Here is a 21,986-nt window from a genome sequence, read left to right as displayed (position 1 = left end):
TATATCGAAAATAGCGCGGCGAGTGGCCGCGCCGGGTTCGGCGACGCTTTGGACGCCTTCTGAAATGCCCTTGGGATGGCCCTTGGGATGGCCCTCGGGCGGTCTATCGATTCACGCTCAGGAACGGGGTTCGACGACCCACGCGCCGTTGCGCTCGACCAACACGCGGTCGCAGGCGAACTCGTCCAGATCGTGCTCGTGGCCAGGCAGCGCCTGGATCACGACTTCACCGGCATCGCGCAGTGCGGCGACGCTCACGCGCAGCGCGTCGTCATGCTGCCACGGCGCGAGAATCGCGCTGCTGCGCGCTTCTACGGGCGAAATTCGAGCAACTTCGCGCAGATCGAGCGAGAAGCCAGTTGCGGCACGTGCCCGGCCGTAGGCCTGGCCGACGTGGTCGTAACGGCCGCCGCGCGCAACCGCGTTCGGCACGCCGTCCACATACGCCGAGAACATCACGCCGCTGTGGTACGCGTAGCCGCGCAAATCAGCCAGATCGATCATCACTTCGGCGCCGTCCACCTGGCTCGCGAGGAATGCGAGGTCGTCGAGCGCGCGGGCGATAGCTGGTGCGTTCGGCAAGCGTGCCCGGGCTTCGTCGAGTACCGACGCGTCGCCGTAAAGTGTAGGGAGCGAGCGCAATGCGTCGCGCGTAACCGGCGTGAGATTGGCGGTCAGCTCGACGAGGCGCGGCACATCCTTGCCGGCTAACGCGTCGTACAGCGATTGGCCCAACTCCGCAGCAGCAGGTTCCGCTTCGATCAGCGCGGCGAGCACGCCGGCATGGCACAGATCGAGCCGCACTTTCGCGAGGCCGGCCAGACGCAGCGCGTCGAGCATCAACTGCTGGATTTCCAGATCCGCTTCGAGACCGGCGTGACCATAGATTTCCGCCCCGATCTGGATCTGTTCACGCGTGGCGTGCAGGCCGCGCGGACGCGTATGCGCCACATTGCCGGCATAGCAAAGACGCGTCACGCCCTGACGATTCAGCAGGTGTGCGTCGATACGCGCGACCTGCGGCGTAATGTCGGCGCGCAGACCGAGCGTGCGCCCGGACATCTGATCAACGAGCTTGAACGTGCGCAGATTCAGATCTTGCCCGCCGCCGGTAAGCAGCGACTCGATGTACTCGAGCAGCGGCGGCATCACCATCTCGTAGCCGTACGAGCGGAAACGGTCCAGCAAATGGCGCCGCAACTCTTCGATCTTGCGGGCTTCCGACGGCAGCACGTCGGCGATATTCTCGGGAAGTAACCAGGTCGACATCGATACAGTCCTACGACGTTGAACACGGCGGCTGGGTGCGCCGGTAAATGTGTGTGAATGGCGGGCGACGGCTCTATTCTGGCGGCTGTCGCGGGTATTGGGGCGGCCCTTTACGGCCCTTCATAACCCTTCCTGGCCCGCGCCGCTGAACGCTCGCTGTTGCCAAGCCGCTGATGCCGCGCAAATGGAGCGCCAACGCAACGGCGCGCAGCGGCGGCGCTATGCGACGCCCTCAGGTCACGATAAACAGCAGGATCAATCCGAGCACCATCACGACCAGCCCGCCGACGCGAATCTGATGCGGGGGCCGTTCCGCTATTTTACGGAACGTGTCGCGCCAGGCGCTCGGAAAAACGAAGGGAAACATCCCTTCGATAATCAGCATCAATGCGATCGCGAGCAGTAACGAGCCGGCTATGTCCATGCGAATGAAGGGGCCGCGATGCGGATGCCGCGGCCTTCCGGTTATCAGTGTTTGCGCGGTACCGCGGGAGCGTCCGGGGCGGCGCCACCGGTCGGGCTACGCATGAAGCGGAAGAACTCGCTGCTCGGGTCGACCACGATCACGTCGCCCGGCTTGAAGGTGTTCTTGTACGCCTGCATGCTTTGATAAAACTGGTAGAACTGCGGGTCGCTGCCATATGCTTCCGCCGCGATTTCCGCGGCCTTGGCATCGCCCTCGCCCTTGATGGTCTGCGCCTGCTTATAGCCGTCCGCGAGAATCGCCTGTTGCTGGCCGACGGCATCCGCCTTGATCTGGTCGGCCTCGGCCGTGCCCTTCGCACGTTCGTCGGCCGCGGCCTGCTCGCGTGCGGCGATCATCCGCTTGTAGACCGAGTCGGCCATCGCCGCGGGGAAATCGACGCGCGTCAGTTGCACGTCGAGCACCGAAACGCCCAGCGACGCCGCGGCTTTGCTCATCGTGCCACGTGCTTCGTCCGCGACGGCTTGTTGCTTTGCCAGCGCATCGGTCAGCGTGACCTTGGCGAACGCGTCGCCGAGCGCGCTGCGCGACAACAGCGCGAGGCGGTCCGCCAGACTTTGCACGTCGCCGCGGGTTTCGGCGAGCAGCTTCAGCGGATCGGTTACGCGGTATTTGATGACCGGGTTGGCCAGCAGGTCGGTTTTGTCCGACGTGACATAACGGTCTTCATCCGGCGCGTCGAGCGACTGGATGCGGTTATCGACCAGCGTGACCGTCTGCAACGGCGGCGGCAGCTTCACATGCAAGCCCGGGCCGAGCAATTCGGGCGCGGTGTCGCCATGCGAGGACAACACAGCCATATGCCGCTGGTCGACCACGAATACCATCGACGACGCGGCAAACAGCACGATGACGACGGCTACGACGAGCGCAATGATCTTGTTCATGATGTGCGCTCCTTATTGAACGTCGTCTTCGCGCATACGGCTGCGGAAGGAGTCGCGTGAACGCAGTGCGTCGCTGCTGGCGGCGGCCTGACTGGCAGGCGTCGCAACCGCGGCGGGCGCGGAAGCAGCGGCAGCAGCAGCCGGTGCGGTGGCGCTGCTCGCGGCTTGCGGCGCGGCGGCGCCCGACGTAACGGCAGCACCGGAAGCGGCTGCAGCAGCGTCGGCTACGCGCTGGCGAGTCTGCTCGACCAGCTTGTCGAGCGGCAGATACAACACGTTGTTGCCGCTCTTGCTGTCCACAAACACCTTGGTCGTATTCGAATAGATCTGCTGCATGGTTTCCAGGTACATGCGCTCGCGAATCACAGCGGGCGCTTTCGAGTACTGCGCGTAGACCTGCTTGAAGCGTTCGGCATCGCCTTGCGCCTGGGCCACCGTCTTGTCGCTATACGTTTTCGCTTCGTCGACCTGATGCGCCACATCCGCTTGCGCGCGCGGCAGCAGCTCGGCGGCATAGGCCTGCGCGTCGCGTTTGGCGCGTTCGTTGTCCTGGCGCACTTTGGCGGCATCGTCGAAAGCGGCCTGCACCTGGTCGGGCACCTGCACACCCTGGATCGTCACACCGGTCACGGCGAGGCCGGACTGGTATTCATCCAAAGATTGCTGAATCGACGCCATCAGTTGCTGGCGAATTGTTTCGCGATCCTGATAGAGGATGTCACTGGTGCTGCGCGCACCGACGATGCTACGCACCGCCGCCTGCGCGGCCTGCATCACGCTCTGATCGGGATCGACGCTGCGGAAGAGATAGTCGGTCGGCTTGCTCACCTGGTACTGCACGGCAAAGCGCACGTCGACGATATCGGCGTCGTGCGTGAGCATCGACGCGTCTTTCACGTTGGCGAGACGCACCACGTTGTTACGGCCGATCTCCACCTGGCGGATCTGGCCGACGTTGACGAGCTCGTGCGCCTCGAACGGATACGGCAGACGCCAATGCACACCCTGCCCCGCGGTGTAGCGATACTTGCCGAACTGCATCACGACGCCGGCCTGGCCATCCTGCACGACGAACACGCCGCTGCCGAGATAGATCGCGATCAACACGCCGATCACGATGCCCACGCCAATGCGCGCGCCGCGACCGTTGTCCGGACGGCCACCACCCGCACCGCCGCCCTTGCGGCCGAACACCCGGCTCAAACGGCGGTTGAAATCGCGCCACATCTCGTCGAGATCGGGCGGGCCTTCACCGTCCTTGGCCGGCGGCCGCTTGGGTTCGTTAGGTCGTTGGCGTTCGCCATTGCCGTCGCCCCGGCCCCAGCGCGGATCGTTCAGTGAAAGCATGGCGCGCATGCGCAGCCAGATACTCCGCTCGTTGTAATCGTTCACCTGTGTTCGTTCACCAGAGTAGACAGCGGGTCAGTGCAATTGGAGCGGGTCAGTGCCCGAGTTCTGAGACCTTACGGTCCTCGCGTGGTGCTGCCGACCGGTCTTCTTCCGACAGATCGACCAGCGGATCGGAGAGAGGTTCGGCAGTAGCGATTTCAGCGATGGCAGCGCGCAATGTATCCAGCCCTTGCCCCGTGCGCGCGCTCAAAAAGACGCGCGAAATATTACCATACTCATCCCGCTCGACCGCGTCGCCACGGGCCGCCAACTCCGGCACGGCGTCGATCTTATTGAACACCAGCACCTGCCGGATCGTGTCCGCACCAATTGCGTGCAACACCTCGTTCACCTGATCGATCTGATCGAGACGCACGGCGCTCGACGCGTCGACCACATGCAGCAGCAGATCGGCGTGGATGGTTTCCTCGAGCGTGGCGCGGAAAGCCGCCACCAGTTGGTGAGGCAATTCGCGGATGAAACCGACCGTGTCGGATACCACCACCTGGCCGGCTTCATCGCCCAGATAGACACGGCGGGACGTGGTGTCCAGCGTGGCGAACAGCTGGTCGGCAGCGTACGCCTGAGCCTTCGTCAGCGCATTGAAGAGCGTGGATTTGCCCGCGTTGGTGTAGCCGACGAGCGACACGGACATCGTCTGATTGCGGCTGCGCGCGCGGCGCTGCGTGCCGTGCTGGCGGCGCAGTTTTTCGAGGCGGGTTTTGAGCGCCTTGATGCGCTCACCGATCAAACGGCGGTCAGTTTCGAGCTGCGTTTCGCCAGGACCGCGCAAACCAATACCGCCCTTCTGGCGTTCAAGGTGGGTCCATGCGCGGATTAGCCGCGTCGATAGATACTGCAACTGCGCGAGCTCCACCTGCAGCTTGCCTTCATGGCTGCGGGCGCGTTGCGCAAAAATATCGAGGATGAGACTGGTGCGATCGATCACGCGGCGGTTAAGCGCCTGCTCCAGATTGCGCTGCTGTGCAGGCGCCAGAGCGTGATTGAAAATGACGAGTTCGATGTCGTTCGCCTCACAGGCCAGACGCAATTCTTCGGCCTTGCCGCTGCCTACAAACATCTTGGCATCGGGACTGGACCGGCGCCCCGTGAGGGTGACTAAGGGATTGGCGCCCGCGCTTTGCGCGAGCAGGCTGAGTTCTTCCAGACTGGCTTCGAAATCGATCTTACCGAAGTCGATGCCGACAAGCGCTGCATTGATCAAATTGGAGGGTATCAAAATAAGGCGGCCGGGAGTAATCGCCAACGGGCGACGCTACGCCGGCCGCGGACGGGGGTTAGGACTGTTCGGAATCCGGGTGGAAATTCACCGGACGGGCAGGCACGACCGTAGAAATTGCGTGCTTGTAAACCATCTGGGTGACCGTATTCCGGAGCAACACGACGTACTGGTCGAACGATTCGATGTTCCCTTGAAGCTTGATGCCGTTGACCAAGTAGATCGACACCGGCACATGCTCTTTACGCAGTGCGTTCAAAAACGGGTCTTGTAACAATTGCCCTTTGTTGCTCATAGCAAACTCCGTATTTTTTTGCAGGTTGACTGAATTGACGACGAAGAAAAAGAGATCCGCCGTCAACCGCTACACTATAGCCGATTTTCATTTTTGCGCGAGCGGGCCGGCCTTGCGGCCAAACCCAACACACACGCGGGTTTCAGCCTGGATTTAGCCTTTATCCGCGTAAGGGTTCGTCGACGATCTGAACTCTATGCGCAATGGAGTCCCAGTCAGCTTGAAAGTTTCCCGGAAGCGGTTTTCGAGGTAGCGTTTGTACGTTTCGGTGATCGCATCGAGCGCATTGCCGTGAATCACGATGATCGGCGGATTCTGTCCGCCCTGGTGCGCGTAACGCAGTTTCGGGCGCACCGGACCGCGTCGGCGCGGCTGCTGGAATTCCACTGCCTCGATCAGCGCACGCGTCAACTTCGGCGTCGGCAGCTTGGCCATGGCGGCGGCGTAGGCGTCGTCGACCGAGCGCATCAGCGGGCCAATTCCGGTTTTTTCCGCGGCGGAAATGAAGTGGAATTTGGCGAAGTCGAGAAATTTTAGTTTGCGCTCGATGTCCGCCTTAGTGCGCTCGCGCACATGCGAATCGAGCCCGTCCCATTTGTTCACGCCCACCACCAGCGCGCGGCCCTGCTCCACCACGAAACCGGCAATGTGCGCGTCCTGTTCGGAAATATCCTGTTGCGCGTCAAGCAGCAGGATCACGACGTTCGCGTCCGAAATCGACTGCAGCGTTTTCACCACCGAGAACTTCTCGATCGCTTCGAACACCTTGCCGCGACGGCGCAAACCGGCCGTGTCGATCAGCGTGTAGGGTTTGCCTTGACGCTCGAAGTCGACGTAGATCGAATCGCGCGTGGTGCCCGGCATGTCGAACGCGATCACGCGTTCTTCGCCCACCAGCGCATTGATCAAGGTCGACTTGCCGACGTTCGGCCGGCCGACGATCGCGATCTTCACGCCGTGCGCCTGTTTTTCCTCGTCGCTCTCTTCCGGCTGTCCGGCATACGCGACACCCAGCGCGTCATTGATCATTTCGGTGACGCCGTCGCCGTGTGCCGACGAAATCGCGCGCGGGTCGCCGAGGCCGAGTTCGTAGAAGTCGGCGGCCACCGTGCTGTACTTCATCCCCTCCGCCTTGTTGACGACGAGGAAGATCGGCCGGCCGGTCTTGCGCAGGTAGTCGGCAATCGTCTTGTCCTGCGGCGCGAGACCGTTGCGACCGTCGACGATGAACACGACGACGTCCGATTCTTCGACCGCCTGGCGGGTTTGACGCGCCATCTCGTGCAGGATGCCGTCTTTCGCGACCGGTTCGAAGCCGCCGGTATCGACGACCAGATACGGCCGGTCGCCGGCGCGCCCCTCGCCGTAATGGCGATCGCGGGTGAGACCGGGCAGGTCGGCAACCAGCGCATCACGCGTGCGCGTGAGACGGTTGAATAGCGTGGATTTCCCCACATTGGGGCGCCCAACCAGGGCAATAACGGGTTTCATCAGATGTTGTTCACGGTGAAACGCGGGATCGAAATCGACGGCCCGCGTAGCGACGCCATGCGGCCGCTACACGGCAGCCTTTGACGAAAATTATCACGAATTCGGCCAGCCCCGGATGTGCTGTCAATATGCGCACCCGGGCGGACGGGGGTTTGGCTGTATGGGGCGGCGCCAATGGGCCGCCAGCTTCAGTCTTTCTTGCTCAACGGCTCAGACCGGTTCGATACGATTCTCTGCGTATCGACCAGGATGCCGTCGAAGGTGGCGCCGCAAGCAGCCACCGATGGCCACATGGGCCGTTTCTGATCCGACTTGCCGGACCAGCCAGTCCGGCGGAATATTTCTAGTTGCCCAGCTATACAACAAAAACGCGTGCGGCCGGCGAAGCCGGCCTGCACGTTTGACGACGCTTGACTGCCGATAGCCTGCGCGATCAGCGCGGACGGTAGCCGTACAGATCGCCGTCGTGTGTCAGCACGACCAGCGTTTCGCCGGCCAGCACCGGCGCTGCGGTAATCGGGGTTCCGTCGGTCTTCACACGGGCCACGAGTGTACCGTCGTCGCGCGACAGGAAGTGCACGTAACCCTGATAGTCGCCCAGCACGGCGGCATGACCCAGAATGAACGGGACGCTGAGTTCGCGATTCTTCAGCTTGTCGTTCTTCCACAGGGTCGCGCCGTTGCTGACGTCGAACGCCGACACCACCGACCAGTCGTCGGCCGCCACCACGGCACGGTCATCCTGCGCGAGACCGCTCGTGCTCGAAAACGCCTTTTCCCACACCGCGCGGCCCGAGTTCGCGTCGAAGCAGCCAATCTGACCCTGGAACGTCACCGCGCAGGTTTCCGAGCCGAGCAGCGTGGGCGGGCCTGTCACGTCGTTGATGCGCTCCACTTCCGTCACACCCTTCGGATACGACACCGGGGTCTGCCAGTAGTTGTCGCCGGTCTGCAGGTTGATCGCAGCGAAGGCGCCGCCCGGGAAGCCGGCCAGCACCGCCGCGTCACCCGCGAACGTCATGCCCGAGGACACGCGCAGGTTGAGCGGCACCGCGCGATTGCGATAATTCCACTTCTGCTCGCCAGTTTGCGCGTTGAACGCGACGATCTGACCGTCGACCGTGCGCACAACCACGAGGCCGTTGCCGACCAGCGGCGGCGAGATGATTTCGCCAGGCGCCTTGGCGGTCCACAATTGTTTGCCGTCCGCGCCGAGCACGTAGACATCGCCCTTCAGGCCGCCGACCGCCGTGAGCGTGCCGTCGCTGCCGACACCGGCCGACAGATCGTCACGCAGCTTGACGCGCCAGATGTCCTTGCCGGTTTGCGCGTCGATCTTCGCAACCGAGCCGTTCGCGCCCGCCGCGTACACCGCGTTGCCGACCGCGACCGGCGAGAACAGGTAACGACCCGCCTTGCCGACGCTCGTCTTCCACGCCTGCTGCACGTCGAGCACGGGTTTGAACTCGGTGAGCGGCGTGGGCTCGCGGCGCTCGTCTTTCGTGGATGAGCAAGCCGCCATGGTGAGCACGGTCATCGCACAGGCAACGGGCACAGCGTAACGTTTCAGCAGATTCATCGGTGGACGAAGCATTCAGGAAATGAGTTAAAGGAGACCGGTTGGTCGTGTCATGCGGCGCGCTGCATGCGGCGATTAGCCGCCCAGCGCATCCAGCTTGAACTGAATCAACTGGCGAGCCGAGCTATCGTTTTTCGACAGCGAGTCGAGGGCGAGCTTGTAGGCCGCGCGCGCATCGTCACGCTTGCCTTGGGCGGCGAGCAAATCACCGCGGCCGTCCGCCACAATGCCCTTGAACGCATCGGACTGCGGTTCGGCGAGCAGTGCGAGCCCCTGGTCGTAAGCCTTGTCGTCGAGCAGCAGCGAAGCCAAACGGAGCTTGGCAATCTGCTTGAACTCGTCGTCTTTTGCGTGATCGATGGTCCATTGCAACTGGGCCTTCGCGGCGGCTTCGTCACCCGCGGCGTACAGCGCCTTGGCGGCGCCCAGCGCGGTCATCTGCGCATACGCGGTGCGGCTGAACTTGTCTTCCATATCGGTGGCAACGCGCGTGATCTTCGCCTTGTCGCCCGATGCCACGGCCTGCTGCACCTGGTCATACAGCACCGCGGCTTCCGCGGCCTGGCGCCGTTGCCAGAAATTCCAGCCGTTCCAGCCGGCGGCGGCAACCAGGGCCACCAGCACGATCCACGTGGTTGCATTGCCCCACTGCGTCCACCATGCTTTCAGACTTTCAATCGATTCTTGTTCGTCGTGGTAACTCATCGCCCGGCGATTTCCTCTTTCTTGATACGTGTGCGTGTCGAGCCAAGGGGCCCGACGACATCGCGATCAGTCGTCGCCGTCTTCGGCGGTTGCAACCATCGCATTGATTAGAAATTCGGTCAAGTCTTCGGCAGGCACGTTATGTTGCTCGTTTTTACCGCCGTTAGAACTTGTATCACGGAGCGGTTTGACGCCGACCGTGCCGTTCGCAATCTCGTCTTCGCCGAGGACCACCGCGAATGCCGCGCCGCTCGCGTCAGCACGCTTCATTTGCGACTTGAAGCTCGCCGTCTGACCGTCCGCGCTGCAATGCAGGATCACGTCGAGACCCGTGTCGCGCAAACGCTCGGCGATGATAAAGGCCTGTTCGCGCGCCGCGTCGCCCTGATGGACCACGTATACGTCGCACCCCTCGTCTTCCGGCACGAGCTGCTCTTCTTTCAGCAACTCGAGGATACGCTCGACGCCCATGGCCCAGCCGCATGCGCCCGTCGGCTTACCACCAAGCTGTTCGATCAGCGGATCGTAACGGCCGCCGGCCGCGACCGTGCCTTGCGCGCCAAGCTTGTCGGTCACCCACTCGAACACGGTCAGATTGTAATAATCGAGACCGCGCACGAGACGCGGATTGATCGTGAACGGAATGTTGTTCGCCTTCAGAATGCGCTGCAGGCCTTCGAAGTGCGCGCGGGATTCTTCGCCGAGAAAATCGATCAGCTTGGGCGCGTTCTGCGCGACTTCCTGCATGGCCGGATTTTTCGTGTCGAGCACGCGCAGCGGGTTCGTGTACAGACGGCGCTTCGCCTCTTCGTCGAGCACGTCCATGTGCTTTTCGAGGTAGGCGATCAACTCGACGCGATGCGCCGCGCGCTCTTCCACGAGACCCAGCGAATTGAGCTCGAGCTTGATGCCCATTAAGCCGAGGTCGTCCCACAGACGCTGGCACATCATGATGATTTCGGCGTCGGCGTCCGGACCGGCAAAGCCCAGCGCTTCCACGCCGACCTGATGGAACTGGCGATAACGGCCGCGCTGCGGACGCTCGTGACGGAACATCGGGCCGATGTACCACAGGCGCTTCGGACCGTCGTACAGCATGTTGTGCTCGATCGTCGCACGCACCACAGCCGCCGTATTTTCCGGGCGCATCGTCAGATTTTCGCCGTTCAATGCGTCGGTAAAGCTGTACATCTCTTTCTCGACGATGTCGGTCACCTCACCGATACCGCGCTTGAACAACTGCGTATGCTCGATGATCGGCGTACGAATATTCTGGTATCCGTACGAGCGCAGCATCGACTTGACGGTCGCTTCAAAAAATTCCCACAGCCCGGCGTCCTGCGGAAGGATGTCATTCATGCCCTTCACACCGGACAACTTTTCGAGCTTTTTCTTCTGTTCAGTCATCTGTCTTCGATTGGCGGTATTTAGTTGAGTGCTTCGGCGCGACCATAGCGGCGCTCGACGTAGTCACTCACGATTTGCTGGAATTCTTGCGCGATGTTCTCGCCGCGCAGCGTCTTGACCTTCTCGCCGTCGATGAACACCGGCGCGGCCGGATTTTCGCCCGAACCCGGCAAGCTGATGCCGATATTCGCCTGTTTCGATTCGCCCGGACCGTTGACGATGCAGCCCATCACCGCGACGTGCATCTTTTCGACGCCAGGATATTGATCGCGCCACACCGGCATCTGCGTGCGCAGATAGGTCTGGATTTGCGACGCCAGTTCCTGGAACAGCGTGCTGGTGGTGCGGCCGCAACCCGGGCACGCGATCACCATCGGCGTGAACGAGCGCAGGCCCATGGTCTGCAGAATTTCCTGACCGACGATCACTTCACCCGTGCGCGGGCCACCCGGTTCCGGGGTGAGCGAGATACGGATCGTGTCGCCGATGCCTTGCTGCAGCAACACCGACAACGCAGCGGTCGACGCCACAATGCCCTTCGACCCCATGCCCGCTTCGGTCAGACCCAGATGCAGCGCGAAGTCGCAACGGCGCGCGAGTTCACGATACACCGCGATCAGATCCTGCACGCCGCTGACCTTGCACGACAGAATGATCTTGTTGCGCGGCAGGCCGATTTCGACCGCGCGCTCCGCCGAGCCAATCGCCGACTGGATCAGCGCTTCGTACATCACGCTCTGCGCTTCCCACGGCGTGGAACGCGCGGCGTTTTCGTCCATCATCTTCGCGAGCAGGTCCTGGTCGAGGCTGCCCCAGTTGACGCCGATCCGCACCGGCTTGTCGTACTTCACCGCCGCTTCGATCATTTGCGCGAACTGCGTGTCGCGCTTCGCGCCGTGGCCGACATTGCCCGGATTGATCCGGTACTTCGACAACGACTCCGCGCACGCGGGGTAATCGCGCAGCAGCAAATGGCCGTTGTAATGAAAATCGCCGACCAGCGGCACCGACACGCCCATGCGGTCGAGCTGCTCGCGAACCGCCGGCACGGCCGCCGCCGCTTCCGGCGTATTGACCGTGATACGCACCAGTTCCGAACCGGCTTGCGCCAGTTCCTTGATCTGGATCGCCGTGCCGATCGCGTCCGCGGTGTCGGTGTTGGTCATCGACTGGACGCGCACGGGCGCATCGCCGCCGATGGTGACGAGCTGACCGCCCCAGCGCACATCGACTGCGTGCGACTTGCGCCGTACAGCGTGGCCGCCGAACACCGGTTCGTTTGAAACGATCTTGCTACTGGATTGGGATTGAGCTTCGGATTGCATCGAAAAACCCATTTACGCCGCATGCGCCACACAAAAGACGTAGCGCCTGAATTGAAAAAGCGCCGCGAACCGGTTGGCCGCGACGCATACCGTATCTATCAAGGCAACGCGAAGCGCGCCACGTTACCCTTGGCTGCCGAATATTTCGACGGATCGACTGGCTGACCATCGAGCGTAAGCGACTCGAGACCCGCCTTGTTGCCGACCGTGACCTTGAAAGGGGCCGCGCCCGTCACTTCCTTCGTATCGCCTGCGTGCACGAGGCCGGAGAACACTTCCTTGCCGTCCTTGCCACGCACGCTGAACCAGCTGTCCTGCGTCACGCGCAACGCGATGATCGCCTCACCCGCGGCCGGCGCCGCCGTATCCGCTGCCGCCGATGCGCCTATCGCGGCGACCACCGGCGCGCTCGCGCCTTGCGCCGCCGCCTGAACCTGCGAACCGGCCTTCGGGGCGACTGCTGCTGCCGTGACCGCCGGAGCGGGAGACGGCGCTTCACCGGTTGCCAGCGGGGCGGGCATCGGCGTACCCGACGCTGCGTTATCCGTTGCGGCCTGCGCTTCCGGGGCCGAAGCCGCGTCTTCCGCGGTTGCCTCGGAACCTGCCGGCTGACCCTGCGCCACCGCGCCCGATGCACCGGTCGCGCCACCCGCCGCGCCGTTGGCGCTCGCCTTCAATCGTGCGAGCCACGCCGACGAATCACCGCCATTGGTATGCCACATACCGAGCGCGATCACCGCGACGATTATCGCTGCAATGCCCCACAGCCATGAGCGGCTCTTTTGTCCACTGCCGCCGAGCGACAGCGATACACGACCGCGCGGCAAATCCTTGCCCGACGATGCCGGCATCGACAGATCCGGCGCGGGCACACCCTTCTCGCGGCGCAAAGCCTGCGTAAACGGCGTGGGATCAGCGCCGAGCATCTTCGCGTAGCTGCGCACCACGCCGAGCGCGAAGGTCGTGTCCGGCAGATGGCTGATGTCGCCCGATTCGAGCGCACGCAGCTTGGTGACGGAGACCTTCAGGCGCGCCGACACGTCTTCGATCGTCCAGCCCTTCAATTCACGCAATTGGGTCAAGCGCGCGCCAACTGCCGCCAGGGAATCAAAACTCGCCGGGCCCGGCTGCTCAACAGGCTGCACTACCGCCCGGGCGACTGGCGCCGGATGGCCTTCGTTTGTGTCTGTTTCCTGCGGCTGCGGCTGCGGGTGCTGCGGCTCACTCATCCCAAATCCTTTCGCGTCGATTCTTTTTCACTTGTGCAACCCGGACGGGCCAAAGCCTCACGCCCGAATCGCAGACCGTTTATAACAAAATGCGCGGCCTTGTGTGCCGCTTCCGATCGCTTCTGCAAACTTTCTTTTCAATCGTGGATGGCGTGGAGGGTTTTCGCGCGTCCGGATCGCTTTCCTCCGAACGGTCGCGCCCCACTATCTCGCGCGATTACACGGCGCGCACCTCGATAATCTTCGCCGCCTTCCCGGTGCGCTCAGCGAGGCGCGTGCGGTCTTTCACCGCACCGGCCAACTGACCGCAGGCAGCGTCGATATCATCGCCGCGTGTCTTACGCACTGTGGTGACGACGCCCGCGTCCATCAACACTTGTGCAAACCGCTTGATCTGTTCCGGCTTCGAGCGGATGAGGCCCGATTCAGGGAACGGATTGAACGGAATCAGGTTGAACTTGCACGGTACGTCGCGCGTAACCGCCAGCAATTCGCGCGCTTGCGCTTCGCTGTCGTTCACGCCGTCGAGCATGCAATATTCGAACGTAATGAAATCGCGCGGCGCGACTTTAAGATAGCGCTGGCAAGCGGCCATCAATTCGCGCAACGGATACTTCTTGTTCAGCGGCACCAGCATGTCGCGCAGCGGGTCGCTCGGGGCATGCAGCGAGACCGCGAGCGCCACCGGCAGATCGGCGCCAAGCCGGTCCATCATCGGCACGACGCCCGAGGTGGATAGTGTGACGCGGCGGCGCGACAGGCCGTACGCGTTATCGTCCAGCATCAGGCGCATGGCGGGCACCACCGCGTCGTAATTGAGCAGCGGCTCGCCCATACCCATCATCACCACGTTCGTGACGACACGCTCGCCTTTGCCGTCACCGCCCGTGGCGCGGCCGCCATCCGTGCCGCGCGTCGCGCGCAACGCGAACTCGGCCATACGCAGCTGGCCGATGATTTCGCCGGTGGTGAGATTGCGGGAGAAACCCTGTTTGCCGGTCGAACAGAAACGGCAGTTGACCGCGCACCCCGCCTGCGACGACACGCACAGCGTGCCACGCGTTTCTTCGGGGATATAGACGGTTTCAACCGCGTTGCTGTTGCCGACGTCGATCAGCCACTTGCGTGTGCCGTCAGTCGAAATATTGTCGCTGACGATGCCGGGCATCGTGATCGTTGCGCGCCCTTTGAGCTTTTCGCGCAAGGACTTCGCCAGATCGGTCATGCCGTCGAAGTCAGCAGCGTTGTACTGGTGGATCCAGCGCTGCAATTGCTTGGCGCGAAACGGCTTCTCGCCCAGGCTGTCGCAGTAAGCGACAAGCCCTTGGGCGTCGAGGTCGAGAAGGTTGACGGTGGGACTGCTCGTCATATCGAATCCTGCCATTTCAGTGCGAGACTACGTTCATGCAACAAGCTGCATGAACGCAATGCCGTTCGCGCCCATTCCTGCTGCTTTACCTTACTACTTTGCCGGGCTGTTCGTGCGGATTCGTGCGACAAATCCAACGGCAGCGCACGAATCGCGCGGATAGCGCCTTGCAGGGCAAGCGCGTTCAGACGCGCTCAAACCTGCCTAAACCCGCTTAACGCGAGTAGACGTTCACTTGCGGGAAGAAGAACGCGATTTCAACTGCAGCTGTTTCAGCGGCGTCCGAACCATGCACCGCGTTAGCGTCGATGCTGTCAGCGAAGTCAGCGCGGATCGTGCCCTTTTCTGCCTTCTTCGGATCCGTTGCGCCCATCAGGTCGCGGTGCTTCAGGATCGCGTTTTCGCCTTCCAGCGCTTGCACGACCACCGGGCCCGAGATCATGAAATCGACCAGGTCCTTGAAGAACGGGCGTGCAGCGTGCACAGCGTAGAACTTCTCTGCGTCAGCGCGCGACAGGTGGACCATGCGCGAAGCCACGATCTTCAGGCCAGCGTTTTCGAAACGGCTGTAGATCTGACCGATCACGTTCTTGGCCACTGCGTCCGGCTTGATAATCGACAGGGTGCGTTCGATCGCCATAAAAACTCCAAAAAATTAAGAGGTTACAGATTCAAATGAATCCGCTATTGTAGCATGTTCCCGTGTATGATTGCGATTGAACCCTTACAACATTGAAAGACTCCAAGCAGGAGTTTCTGAATACTGGTAGCGTAGGTCGTGTGGACATTTTCTGGGTATTGAAACTCCCTGCCACCGCGCCAATCTTAGGGATGAACACCCTGCGACTGGCGGCAAGCATTCCGGCCGGCGCCGCACTACCTGACGCACCACCTGCTGCGCAACCCGCGGCACAACCATTACGCAACATGCTTCTGAGGTAAGGAGAGACCATGAACGATCATCCGTATAGCTTTGGCCGCAATGGCGCAGTCAGCACGGTCGAAACACGCAACCGCGTACTACGGAACACCTACTGGCTGCTAGCGCTGTCCATGATTCCGACCGTGCTCGGCGCATGGGTGGGCGTGGCAACCGGTTTCTCGCTGTTCGCCGCCACCAGCCCCGGCATGAGCATGCTGGCGTTCTTCGCGATCGCCTTCGGTTTCATGTTCGCCATCCAGAAAACCAAAGACAGCGCCATTGGCGTGTTTGTGCTGCTCGGCTTCACGTTCTTCATGGGCCTGATGCTGTCGCGCATCCTGAGCTTCGTGCTCGGTTTTTCGAACGGCCCGTCGCTCATCATGCTGGCCTTTGGTGGCACTGGTGTGATCTTCGCCGCCATGGCAACGATCGCCACGGTCAGCAAGCGTGACTTCTCGGGCCTCGGCAAGTGGCTGTTCATGGGCGTCATCGTGCTGCTGCTGGCTTCGGTCGCCAACATCTTCCTGCACCTGCCGGCGTTGATGCTGACGGTGTCGGTGCTGGCCATCGTGATCTTCTCGGCCTACATGCTGTTCGACGTCCAGCGCGTCGTGAACGGCGGTGAAACGAACTACATCACCGCTACCCTCGCGATCTACCTGGATCTGTACAACGTGTTCGTCAACCTGCTCGCGTTGCTCGGCATCTTCGGCGGCAACCGCAACTAAGTCTGACGCAAGGCGCGGCGCCCGAAACGCCGGCCTTGAAGAAAAAGCCCATGGCGAGCAATCGTCATGGGCTTTTTTCTTTGCACTGCCGGCATGTCAGCGGTAAATCGCCGAGCCTGGCGAGATGTCAGATGCCAGTCAATCAGAGACGGATCACAAGCTCAGCCAGGCGAAGCCTTCATCCTGAGAAGCGACCACCACGTCGGTCGGCGCGGCACCCAGCACACCCGCCATGGCGGCCTGCGCCAATTCCGGCGTGTTGTTCTGCTGACTCAGATGCGCTGCCACCAGATGGCGCAAGCGCGAACGGTCGAGCGAGGCCAGGATTTCAGCCGCGGCTTCGTTGTTCAAATGCCCGTGATTGCCGCCGATACGCGCCTTCAGCGATTGAGGATACCGGCTACCCGCCAGCATTCGCACATCGTGATTGCATTCGAGCACCAGCGCGTCGCAGCCGCTCAGCACCGCGCTGATATGCGGCGTGGAAGTGCCGACGTCGGTCAGCACGCCAAGCCGGCTCGCGCCGTTGGAGAGCACGTACTGCAGCGGCTCGCGGGCGTCGTGAGGAACGGTGTAAGGGAGGACGCTGAGGTCGCCGATCGCCACCGCTTCGTCGCTCCACAGCACCTGCAGGTCGACGTCGGCTTCGTCGGCACCCACCGCGCGGGCGGTGCCCCAGCTCATGTACAACGGAATCGACCACTTGCGCGCCAGCGTCAGCGCGCTGCCAATGTGGTCGCTGTGTTCATGTGTAATCAGAATGGCGTCGAGACCTTCGACGCCCGCGCCGAGCCGCGTTAGACGCCGCTCGACTTCCTTGGCCGAAAAGCCGCAATCGAGCAGAACGCGCGTGGTGGTCGCGCCGCATTGCGCTTCCACCAGCAAGGCATTGCCTTCACTGCCGCTGCCGAGACTGGCGAAGCGCACAGCCCGCGCTTAGTTCAGTTGCGCGTGCAGCAACGTCACGATGCGCTGCGCGTCAGACGAATTATCCACCTGCCCGTTCGCGTCCAGCACCGCCACCTGCGTGACGGTGTCGCCCTTCGAGCGCACATTGACGAGGAATTCCTGACCCGGCTTCTTCGACGAACTGCCGCTGTAGAACAGCTTGCCGAAGAGCCCTTCCTTCTTCAGTTCCTGCATCGAATCCGCGTAACGCACGTAGTAGATGCCTTTCGCGCGGTCGCGGTTGTCGACCGTGAAGTTGGTGCGGTCAAGCGCGAGACCCACGCGCAGCCATGCGCGGTCGAACGATTCCTGCAAGTCGAGCGTCGATGCGCCCGCGCTCTGGTCGATCGTGGCCGGCGCGGTGGCCGAGCGGGCATCGGTCAGGAGTTGCTTCGACTGCGCTTCGGTCAGGCCGAACTTCTGCATCAGCTTGGTCAGGAACAGCGCTTCCAGCGCCGGATCGCGCGGACGTTCTTCCCAGCGCGACGACGTCTTGTCCTGGCCCGTCAGCATTTCTTCCATCGCGCTATGCGTGATCGAGATGTCCGTCGTCTCAGCCGGCCCGCGCGACACGAGCGTGCGGAAGCTGTCGCGGGTGCCCGACGAGTAAGCGAAGTCGATCACCTTGCCGACCGTGCGACGGAACCAGTCGTCCGGAATATTGGCGCGGTTTTCAGCCCAGTCGGTGGTCATGATGCCCGTGGCCGGCGCATCGGTTTTCAGCGCGAAGCCGTTTTCCTGCCAGAACTCCTGCAGCTGCGGCCACAGTTGTTCAGGCGTGCGGCCGTCGACGACCAGCCAGCGACGATCGCCGTCACGCTCGATGTGCATGCCCAGCGGGTCTTGCGCATTCGGCTGGCCTTCGGTGGAATTACCCGCTGCCGTGACTGCGCGTTGCTGCGCGCCGCCCAGCGCCAGATTGGCCGGCGGCGCAACATAGCGCCCGTCGGTCGGGGCGGTGCTCAGGTCACCCGGAACGGCGAGCGGCGGTGCGCTGCCCGCGCCCTTGTAGTTGACGCGGTCGGAGGCGAACCAGTCGTTCAGCGTGTCACAGCCGGCGAGCGTTACCAGGGCAAGCGCCAGCGCCGCCATGCGGGTTGCGTGGAGGGAAAGTGCGGAACGTTTCATGAGGTCCTTCGTGATGCTGGAACGCGGTGCCTGGTTCTGTGTGCCGGGAACGTGGGCTGGATCGACGTCGGTTAAGGGAATGCCGGTGGCAGGCTTTCTTGAGCGCTGGGGGCGCGGGTTTGAGCCCGCTTAGCCCAGCAGGCCCGCTTCGCGCAGCGCGCCGCGCACCACTTCGTGGTATTGCGCGTCGAGCGGCGTGAGCGGCAGGCGAATTCCGCCCTGCACACGACCCAGTTGCTGCAACGCCCATTTCGCCGGAATCGGATTCGACTCGATGAACAGGTTCTTATGCAGCGACAGGAGTTTCAGATGAATCTCGCGGGCGGTCTTCGCGTCCGCGGCAAGCGCAGCTTTGCACAGTTCGCTCATGGCGCGCGGCGCGACGTTCGCGGTGACCGAAATATTGCCGTGGCCGCCAAGCAGCATCAGCGCGATCGCCGTGGGATCGTCACCGCTGTAGATGCCGAAATGGGCCGGCGCCGACTTGATCAGGTGCGCGGCGCGATCGATATTGCCGGTCGCTTCCTTCACACCGATGATGCCCGGCACCTGTGCGCAACGCAGGATCGTTTCGTTGCTCATGTCCGCGACCGTGCGGCCCGGCACGTTGTACAGGATCACCGGCAGATCGACGGTTTCGGCGATCTTCGCGAAGTGGCGATAGATGCCTTCCTGGGTCGGCTTGTTGTAGTACGGCACGACCTGCAGCGTAGCGTCCGCGCCGACGTCTTTCGCCTGCTGCGTGAGCTCGATGGCTTCAGTGGTGGAATTGCCGCCCGAGCCCGCGATCACCGGAATCCGGCCCGCTGTGTGCTCGACTGCGGTTTTGACCATCAGCACGTGCTCTTCGACCGACAGCGTGGCCGACTCGCCGCTCGTGCCGACCACGACCAGTGCGTTCGTGCCCTCTGCGATATGCCAGTCGATCAGTTTGCGAAACGCCGGCAGATCGAGGCCGCCGTCTTCGAGCATCGGAGTAATGATGGCAGGGATGCTGCCGCGAATCTGAACGCCGCCAGTGCTGCTTTGATTGCCGTTAGTCATGAAACGCCATGAATTTGATCAGGTAAACCGCGATTGTAGCGGATTAGCCAGCCAGCTCGTAACAACGCGGGGGTGCCGCATCTGCACGCTCGGCTGAGCGATCCGCCTCCATAATTGCGCATATCCGCCGGACGTAGGCCGGGCGCGGCTGCGCGAGAAATCCGTCTTGAAATGCGACCACGCGAAGGTGGCCGCGCACCACCTCGAGCAGCTCGCCGGGTGCAAGCAAAAACGCCGGATTAGACGGTTTGCCGACCCTTTCGTTGCCTTGCGCGAAGGTCTCGTAAACCAGTACGCCGCCAGGCACGAGCGACCGCAAAAGCTGCGGAAACAGCGGCCGGTGCAAGTAGTTCGTGACCACGATCGCGGCGAATTTCGCGTCGGCAGGCAAGGGCCATGCGGCGCCTTCGATGTCGGCCGCGAGCGTGGTAATGCGCGGATCGTCGCGCATCAGGTCCAGCGCGGCCGCATCGCGGTCGAGCGCGGTCACCGGATGGCCCAGCGATGCAAAGAAGCGCGCATGCCGCCCGGCCCCCGACGCCACGTCGAGCACCGCGCCGCCCGGCGCGACCAGATGCGCCCAGTGGCGCACCCAGCGCGACGGTTCGCCGTTTCCGTGCGAGGAACCGTCCGACGTGGCAACTGAAGTGCTCATCGCTTCAGCGCCGCGCTCAGTTGTACGACAGGCCCATTGCCTCACGCACGTCGCGCATCGTTTCCGTGGCGAACTTGCGGGCCTTGTCACAGCCGTCGGCGACGATTGCGCGCAACAACGACGGATCGTCCATGTACTTCTGCGCGCGCTCGAGCATCGGCTGCTGCTCGCGCAGAATGCCTTCGATCACCGGCTGCTTGCACTCGAGGCAACCGATACCCGCGCTTCGGCAACCCTTCTGCACCCACTCGTGGGTGGCTTCGTCCGTATAGACCTGATGCAGCTGCCACACCGGGCACTTGTCCGGATCGCCCGGATCGGTGCGGCGTACGCGTGCCGGATCGGTCGGCATGGTGCGGACCTTCTTCGTGATCGTTTCCGCGTCTTCGCGCAGGCCGATCGTGTTGCCGTACGACTTCGACATCTTCTGGCCGTCCAGACCCGGCATGCGCGACGCTTCGGTCAGCATAGCCTGCGGTTCGACCAGAATGATCTTGCGCGAGCCTTCGAGGTAGCCGAACAGACGCTCGCGATCGCTCATCGATAGGCTCTGCGATTCCTGCAGCATCGCCCGCGCCTGCTCGAGCGCTTCGTCGTCGCCTTCCTGCTGATAGGCGTTGCGCAACTCGTGATAAAGCTTGGCGCGCTTGCCGCCCAGCTTCTTCGCGGCTTCATTCGCCTTCTCTTCGAAGCCCGGTTCGCGGCCGTACAGATAGTTAAAGCGGCGCGCGATTTCACGCGTCATTTCAACGTGCGGCACCTGGTCTTCGCCAACCGGCACGAGCGAGCCGCGGTACAGCAGAATGTCTGCCGCCATCAGCACCGGATAGCCGAGGAAACCGTAGGTGGACAGGTCCTTGTCCTTCAGCTTTTCCTGCTGCTCCTTATAGGTCGGCACGCGTTCAAGCCAGCCGAGCGGCGTGCTCATGCCAAGCAGCAGCGCCAGTTCCGCATGTTCGGGCACCTTGCTCTGGATGAACAGCGTAGCCTGCGCCGGATCGATACCCGACGCGAGCCAGTCGATCAGCACGTCCCACACGTTCTTTTCGATCACTTCGGGCGTTTCGTAGTGCGTCGTCAGAGCGTGCCAATCGACCACACAGAAGAAACACGGGTACTCGGACTGCAGCCGCACCCAGTTTTTCAGCACGCCGTGATAGTGGCCGAGGTGCAGCGACCCGGTGGGCCGCATGCCGGAGAAGATACGGTCTGGGAACATGGTTATTTAGAAAAGCGAAACAAGTGGAGTCAGAATTGCGGTAATCGCACCGTAGCCGAGCGTGACGAGCGGGCTCAGCCAATAGCGCGTGAGCGTGCCCGTCATGACGAGCGCCATCACGATGAAAAAGCCGTACGGTTCGAGGCGCGACAACGCGATCGATTGCCGCGGCGGCAACAGCGCCATCAGCACGCGGCCGCCGTCGAGCGGGGGCAGCGGAAACAGGTTGAGCACGCCGAGCACGAGGTTCACGCCGACGCCGGCTGCCGCCATGCGCGTGAAGAAAGGCTCATCAACCCCACCCACGGCAAGTGCAACGCCGATCAGGCCCCACACGAGCGCCTGCACGAAATTGCAGCCCGGTCCGGCGGCCGCGACCCACAGGCTGCCCCAGCGCGGATTGCGCAGATTGCCGAAAGCGACCGGCACGGGCTTCGCATAACCGAACATGAACGCGCCGCTGGTCGCGAAGTACAACAGCAAGGGAATCGCGATCGTGCCGAGCGGATCGATGTGCCGCATCGGATTGACGGAGACGCGGCCGAGCACGTACGCGGTGTTGTCGCCGAGCCAGCGCGCGACGTAGCCATGCGCGGCTTCATGCAGCGTGATCGCGAAAATCACCGGCAACGCGTAAACCGCAATGGTCTGTATCAGGGAAGAATCCATAACT

At 62.7% G+C, this 21,986-nt stretch carries 21 protein-coding genes; 1 reads left to right on the top strand and 20 read right to left on the bottom strand.

The genetic code is table 11. From position 1 onward, the window contains the following. Positions 1-117 precede the first annotated feature (117 nt). From KHO30_RS12090 to ndk, 14 genes are all read right to left on the bottom strand, one after another. Positions 118-1,269 (bottom strand): ATP phosphoribosyltransferase regulatory subunit, encoded by a 1,152-nt coding sequence (locus KHO30_RS12090; RefSeq protein ID WP_093633521.1) that lies wholly within the window; start codon positions 1,267-1,269, stop codon positions 118-120. A 232-nt stretch (positions 1,270-1,501) separates the two neighbouring features. Beyond that, a complete protein-coding gene (locus KHO30_RS12085; RefSeq protein WP_054041860.1) occupies positions 1,502-1,693 on the bottom strand; it encodes a DUF2065 domain-containing protein in 192 nt (63 codons plus the stop codon). 44 nt (positions 1,694-1,737) lie between these two features. After that, positions 1,738-2,640, bottom strand: coding sequence for a protease modulator HflC (gene hflC / locus KHO30_RS12080; protein WP_211701145.1), 903 nt, complete (start codon positions 2,638-2,640; stop codon positions 1,738-1,740). Between the two features lie 12 nt (positions 2,641-2,652). Then, positions 2,653-4,032 carry an FtsH protease activity modulator HflK gene (hflK, locus tag KHO30_RS12075; RefSeq protein ID WP_200617859.1) on the bottom strand — a complete coding sequence of 460 codons (1,380 nt, stop codon included), beginning with the start codon at positions 4,030-4,032 and terminating at the stop codon, positions 2,653-2,655. Positions 4,033-4,081: 49 nt separating this feature from the next. Further along, on the bottom strand, positions 4,082-5,254 hold the full coding sequence (hflX, locus tag KHO30_RS12070; protein WP_408194124.1) for a GTPase HflX: 1,173 nt from the start codon (positions 5,252-5,254) through the stop codon (positions 4,082-4,084). Between the two features lie 73 nt (positions 5,255-5,327). After that, the gene (gene hfq, locus KHO30_RS12065; protein ID WP_006051315.1) at positions 5,328-5,564 is read right to left on the bottom strand and encodes an RNA chaperone Hfq; all 237 of its coding nucleotides are present in this window, start codon (positions 5,562-5,564) and stop codon (positions 5,328-5,330) included. Between the two features lie 153 nt (positions 5,565-5,717). Then, positions 5,718-7,055, bottom strand: a complete 1,338-nt coding sequence (gene der / locus KHO30_RS12060) for a ribosome biogenesis GTPase Der (protein ID WP_093633525.1) — start codon at positions 7,053-7,055, stop codon at positions 5,718-5,720. A gap of 433 nt (positions 7,056-7,488) precedes the next feature. Continuing rightward, positions 7,489-8,634 (bottom strand): outer membrane protein assembly factor BamB, encoded by a 1,146-nt coding sequence (gene bamB / locus KHO30_RS12055; protein WP_093633526.1) that lies wholly within the window; start codon positions 8,632-8,634, stop codon positions 7,489-7,491. Positions 8,635-8,709: 75 nt separating this feature from the next. Continuing rightward, positions 8,710-9,339, bottom strand: coding sequence for a YfgM family protein (locus KHO30_RS12050; protein WP_054038226.1), 630 nt, complete (start codon positions 9,337-9,339; stop codon positions 8,710-8,712). 66 nt (positions 9,340-9,405) lie between these two features. Further along, positions 9,406-10,746, bottom strand: coding sequence for a histidine--tRNA ligase (hisS, locus tag KHO30_RS12045; protein ID WP_171925482.1), 1,341 nt, complete (start codon positions 10,744-10,746; stop codon positions 9,406-9,408). Positions 10,747-10,766: 20 nt separating this feature from the next. Further along, positions 10,767-12,083 (bottom strand): flavodoxin-dependent (E)-4-hydroxy-3-methylbut-2-enyl-diphosphate synthase, encoded by a 1,317-nt coding sequence (ispG, locus tag KHO30_RS12040; RefSeq protein ID WP_200650615.1) that lies wholly within the window; start codon positions 12,081-12,083, stop codon positions 10,767-10,769. 86 nt (positions 12,084-12,169) lie between these two features. Next, complete coding sequence (locus KHO30_RS12035) at positions 12,170-13,300, bottom strand: helix-turn-helix domain-containing protein (RefSeq protein WP_200650616.1); 1,131 nt, start codon at positions 13,298-13,300, stop codon at positions 12,170-12,172. Positions 13,301-13,517: 217 nt separating this feature from the next. Then, positions 13,518-14,669, bottom strand: a complete 1,152-nt coding sequence (gene rlmN, locus KHO30_RS12030; RefSeq protein ID WP_028199529.1) for a dual-specificity RNA methyltransferase RlmN — start codon at positions 14,667-14,669, stop codon at positions 13,518-13,520. Positions 14,670-14,883: 214 nt separating this feature from the next. Next, positions 14,884-15,309 (bottom strand): nucleoside-diphosphate kinase, encoded by a 426-nt coding sequence (ndk, locus tag KHO30_RS12025; protein WP_012433533.1) that lies wholly within the window; start codon positions 15,307-15,309, stop codon positions 14,884-14,886. 311 nt (positions 15,310-15,620) lie between these two features. On the opposite strand from ndk, the gene KHO30_RS12020 reads away from it, so the two are divergent. Beyond that, positions 15,621-16,319 (top strand): Bax inhibitor-1/YccA family protein, encoded by a 699-nt coding sequence (locus KHO30_RS12020; protein ID WP_093633529.1) that lies wholly within the window; start codon positions 15,621-15,623, stop codon positions 16,317-16,319. A 153-nt stretch (positions 16,320-16,472) separates the two neighbouring features. Here the strand turns inward: KHO30_RS12020 and KHO30_RS12015 are convergent, their stop codons facing one another. The 6 genes from KHO30_RS12015 to KHO30_RS11990 form a co-directional block, all read right to left on the bottom strand. Next, entirely contained in the window at positions 16,473-17,246 is a 774-nt protein-coding gene (locus KHO30_RS12015; RefSeq protein ID WP_200650617.1) for an MBL fold metallo-hydrolase, read from the bottom strand. A gap of 9 nt (positions 17,247-17,255) precedes the next feature. Beyond that, a complete protein-coding gene (bamC, locus tag KHO30_RS12010) occupies positions 17,256-18,395 on the bottom strand; it encodes an outer membrane protein assembly factor BamC (RefSeq protein WP_200650618.1) in 1,140 nt (379 codons plus the stop codon). A gap of 129 nt (positions 18,396-18,524) precedes the next feature. Further along, the gene (dapA, locus tag KHO30_RS12005) at positions 18,525-19,439 is read right to left on the bottom strand and encodes a 4-hydroxy-tetrahydrodipicolinate synthase (protein ID WP_200650619.1); all 915 of its coding nucleotides are present in this window, start codon (positions 19,437-19,439) and stop codon (positions 18,525-18,527) included. Between the two features lie 43 nt (positions 19,440-19,482). Then, positions 19,483-20,094 (bottom strand): class I SAM-dependent methyltransferase, encoded by a 612-nt coding sequence (locus tag KHO30_RS12000; protein ID WP_211701144.1) that lies wholly within the window; start codon positions 20,092-20,094, stop codon positions 19,483-19,485. Between the two features lie 16 nt (positions 20,095-20,110). Beyond that, positions 20,111-21,313: a tryptophan--tRNA ligase gene (locus KHO30_RS11995; protein ID WP_093633534.1), complete on the bottom strand. Its 1,203-nt coding sequence runs from the start codon at positions 21,311-21,313 to the stop codon at positions 20,111-20,113. Between the two features lie 6 nt (positions 21,314-21,319). Then, on the bottom strand, positions 21,320-21,982 hold the full coding sequence (locus tag KHO30_RS11990; RefSeq protein WP_093633535.1) for a site-2 protease family protein: 663 nt from the start codon (positions 21,980-21,982) through the stop codon (positions 21,320-21,322). Between the last annotated feature and the right edge of the window lie 4 nt (positions 21,983-21,986).

The sequence above is a fragment of the Paraburkholderia aspalathi genome (genome assembly GCF_905220735.1).
Taxonomy (GTDB): domain Bacteria; phylum Pseudomonadota; class Gammaproteobacteria; order Burkholderiales; family Burkholderiaceae; genus Paraburkholderia; species Paraburkholderia aspalathi.
The sequence above is the reverse complement of the archived record's forward strand: the minus strand, read 5'-3'. Positions and strand labels throughout refer to the sequence as shown.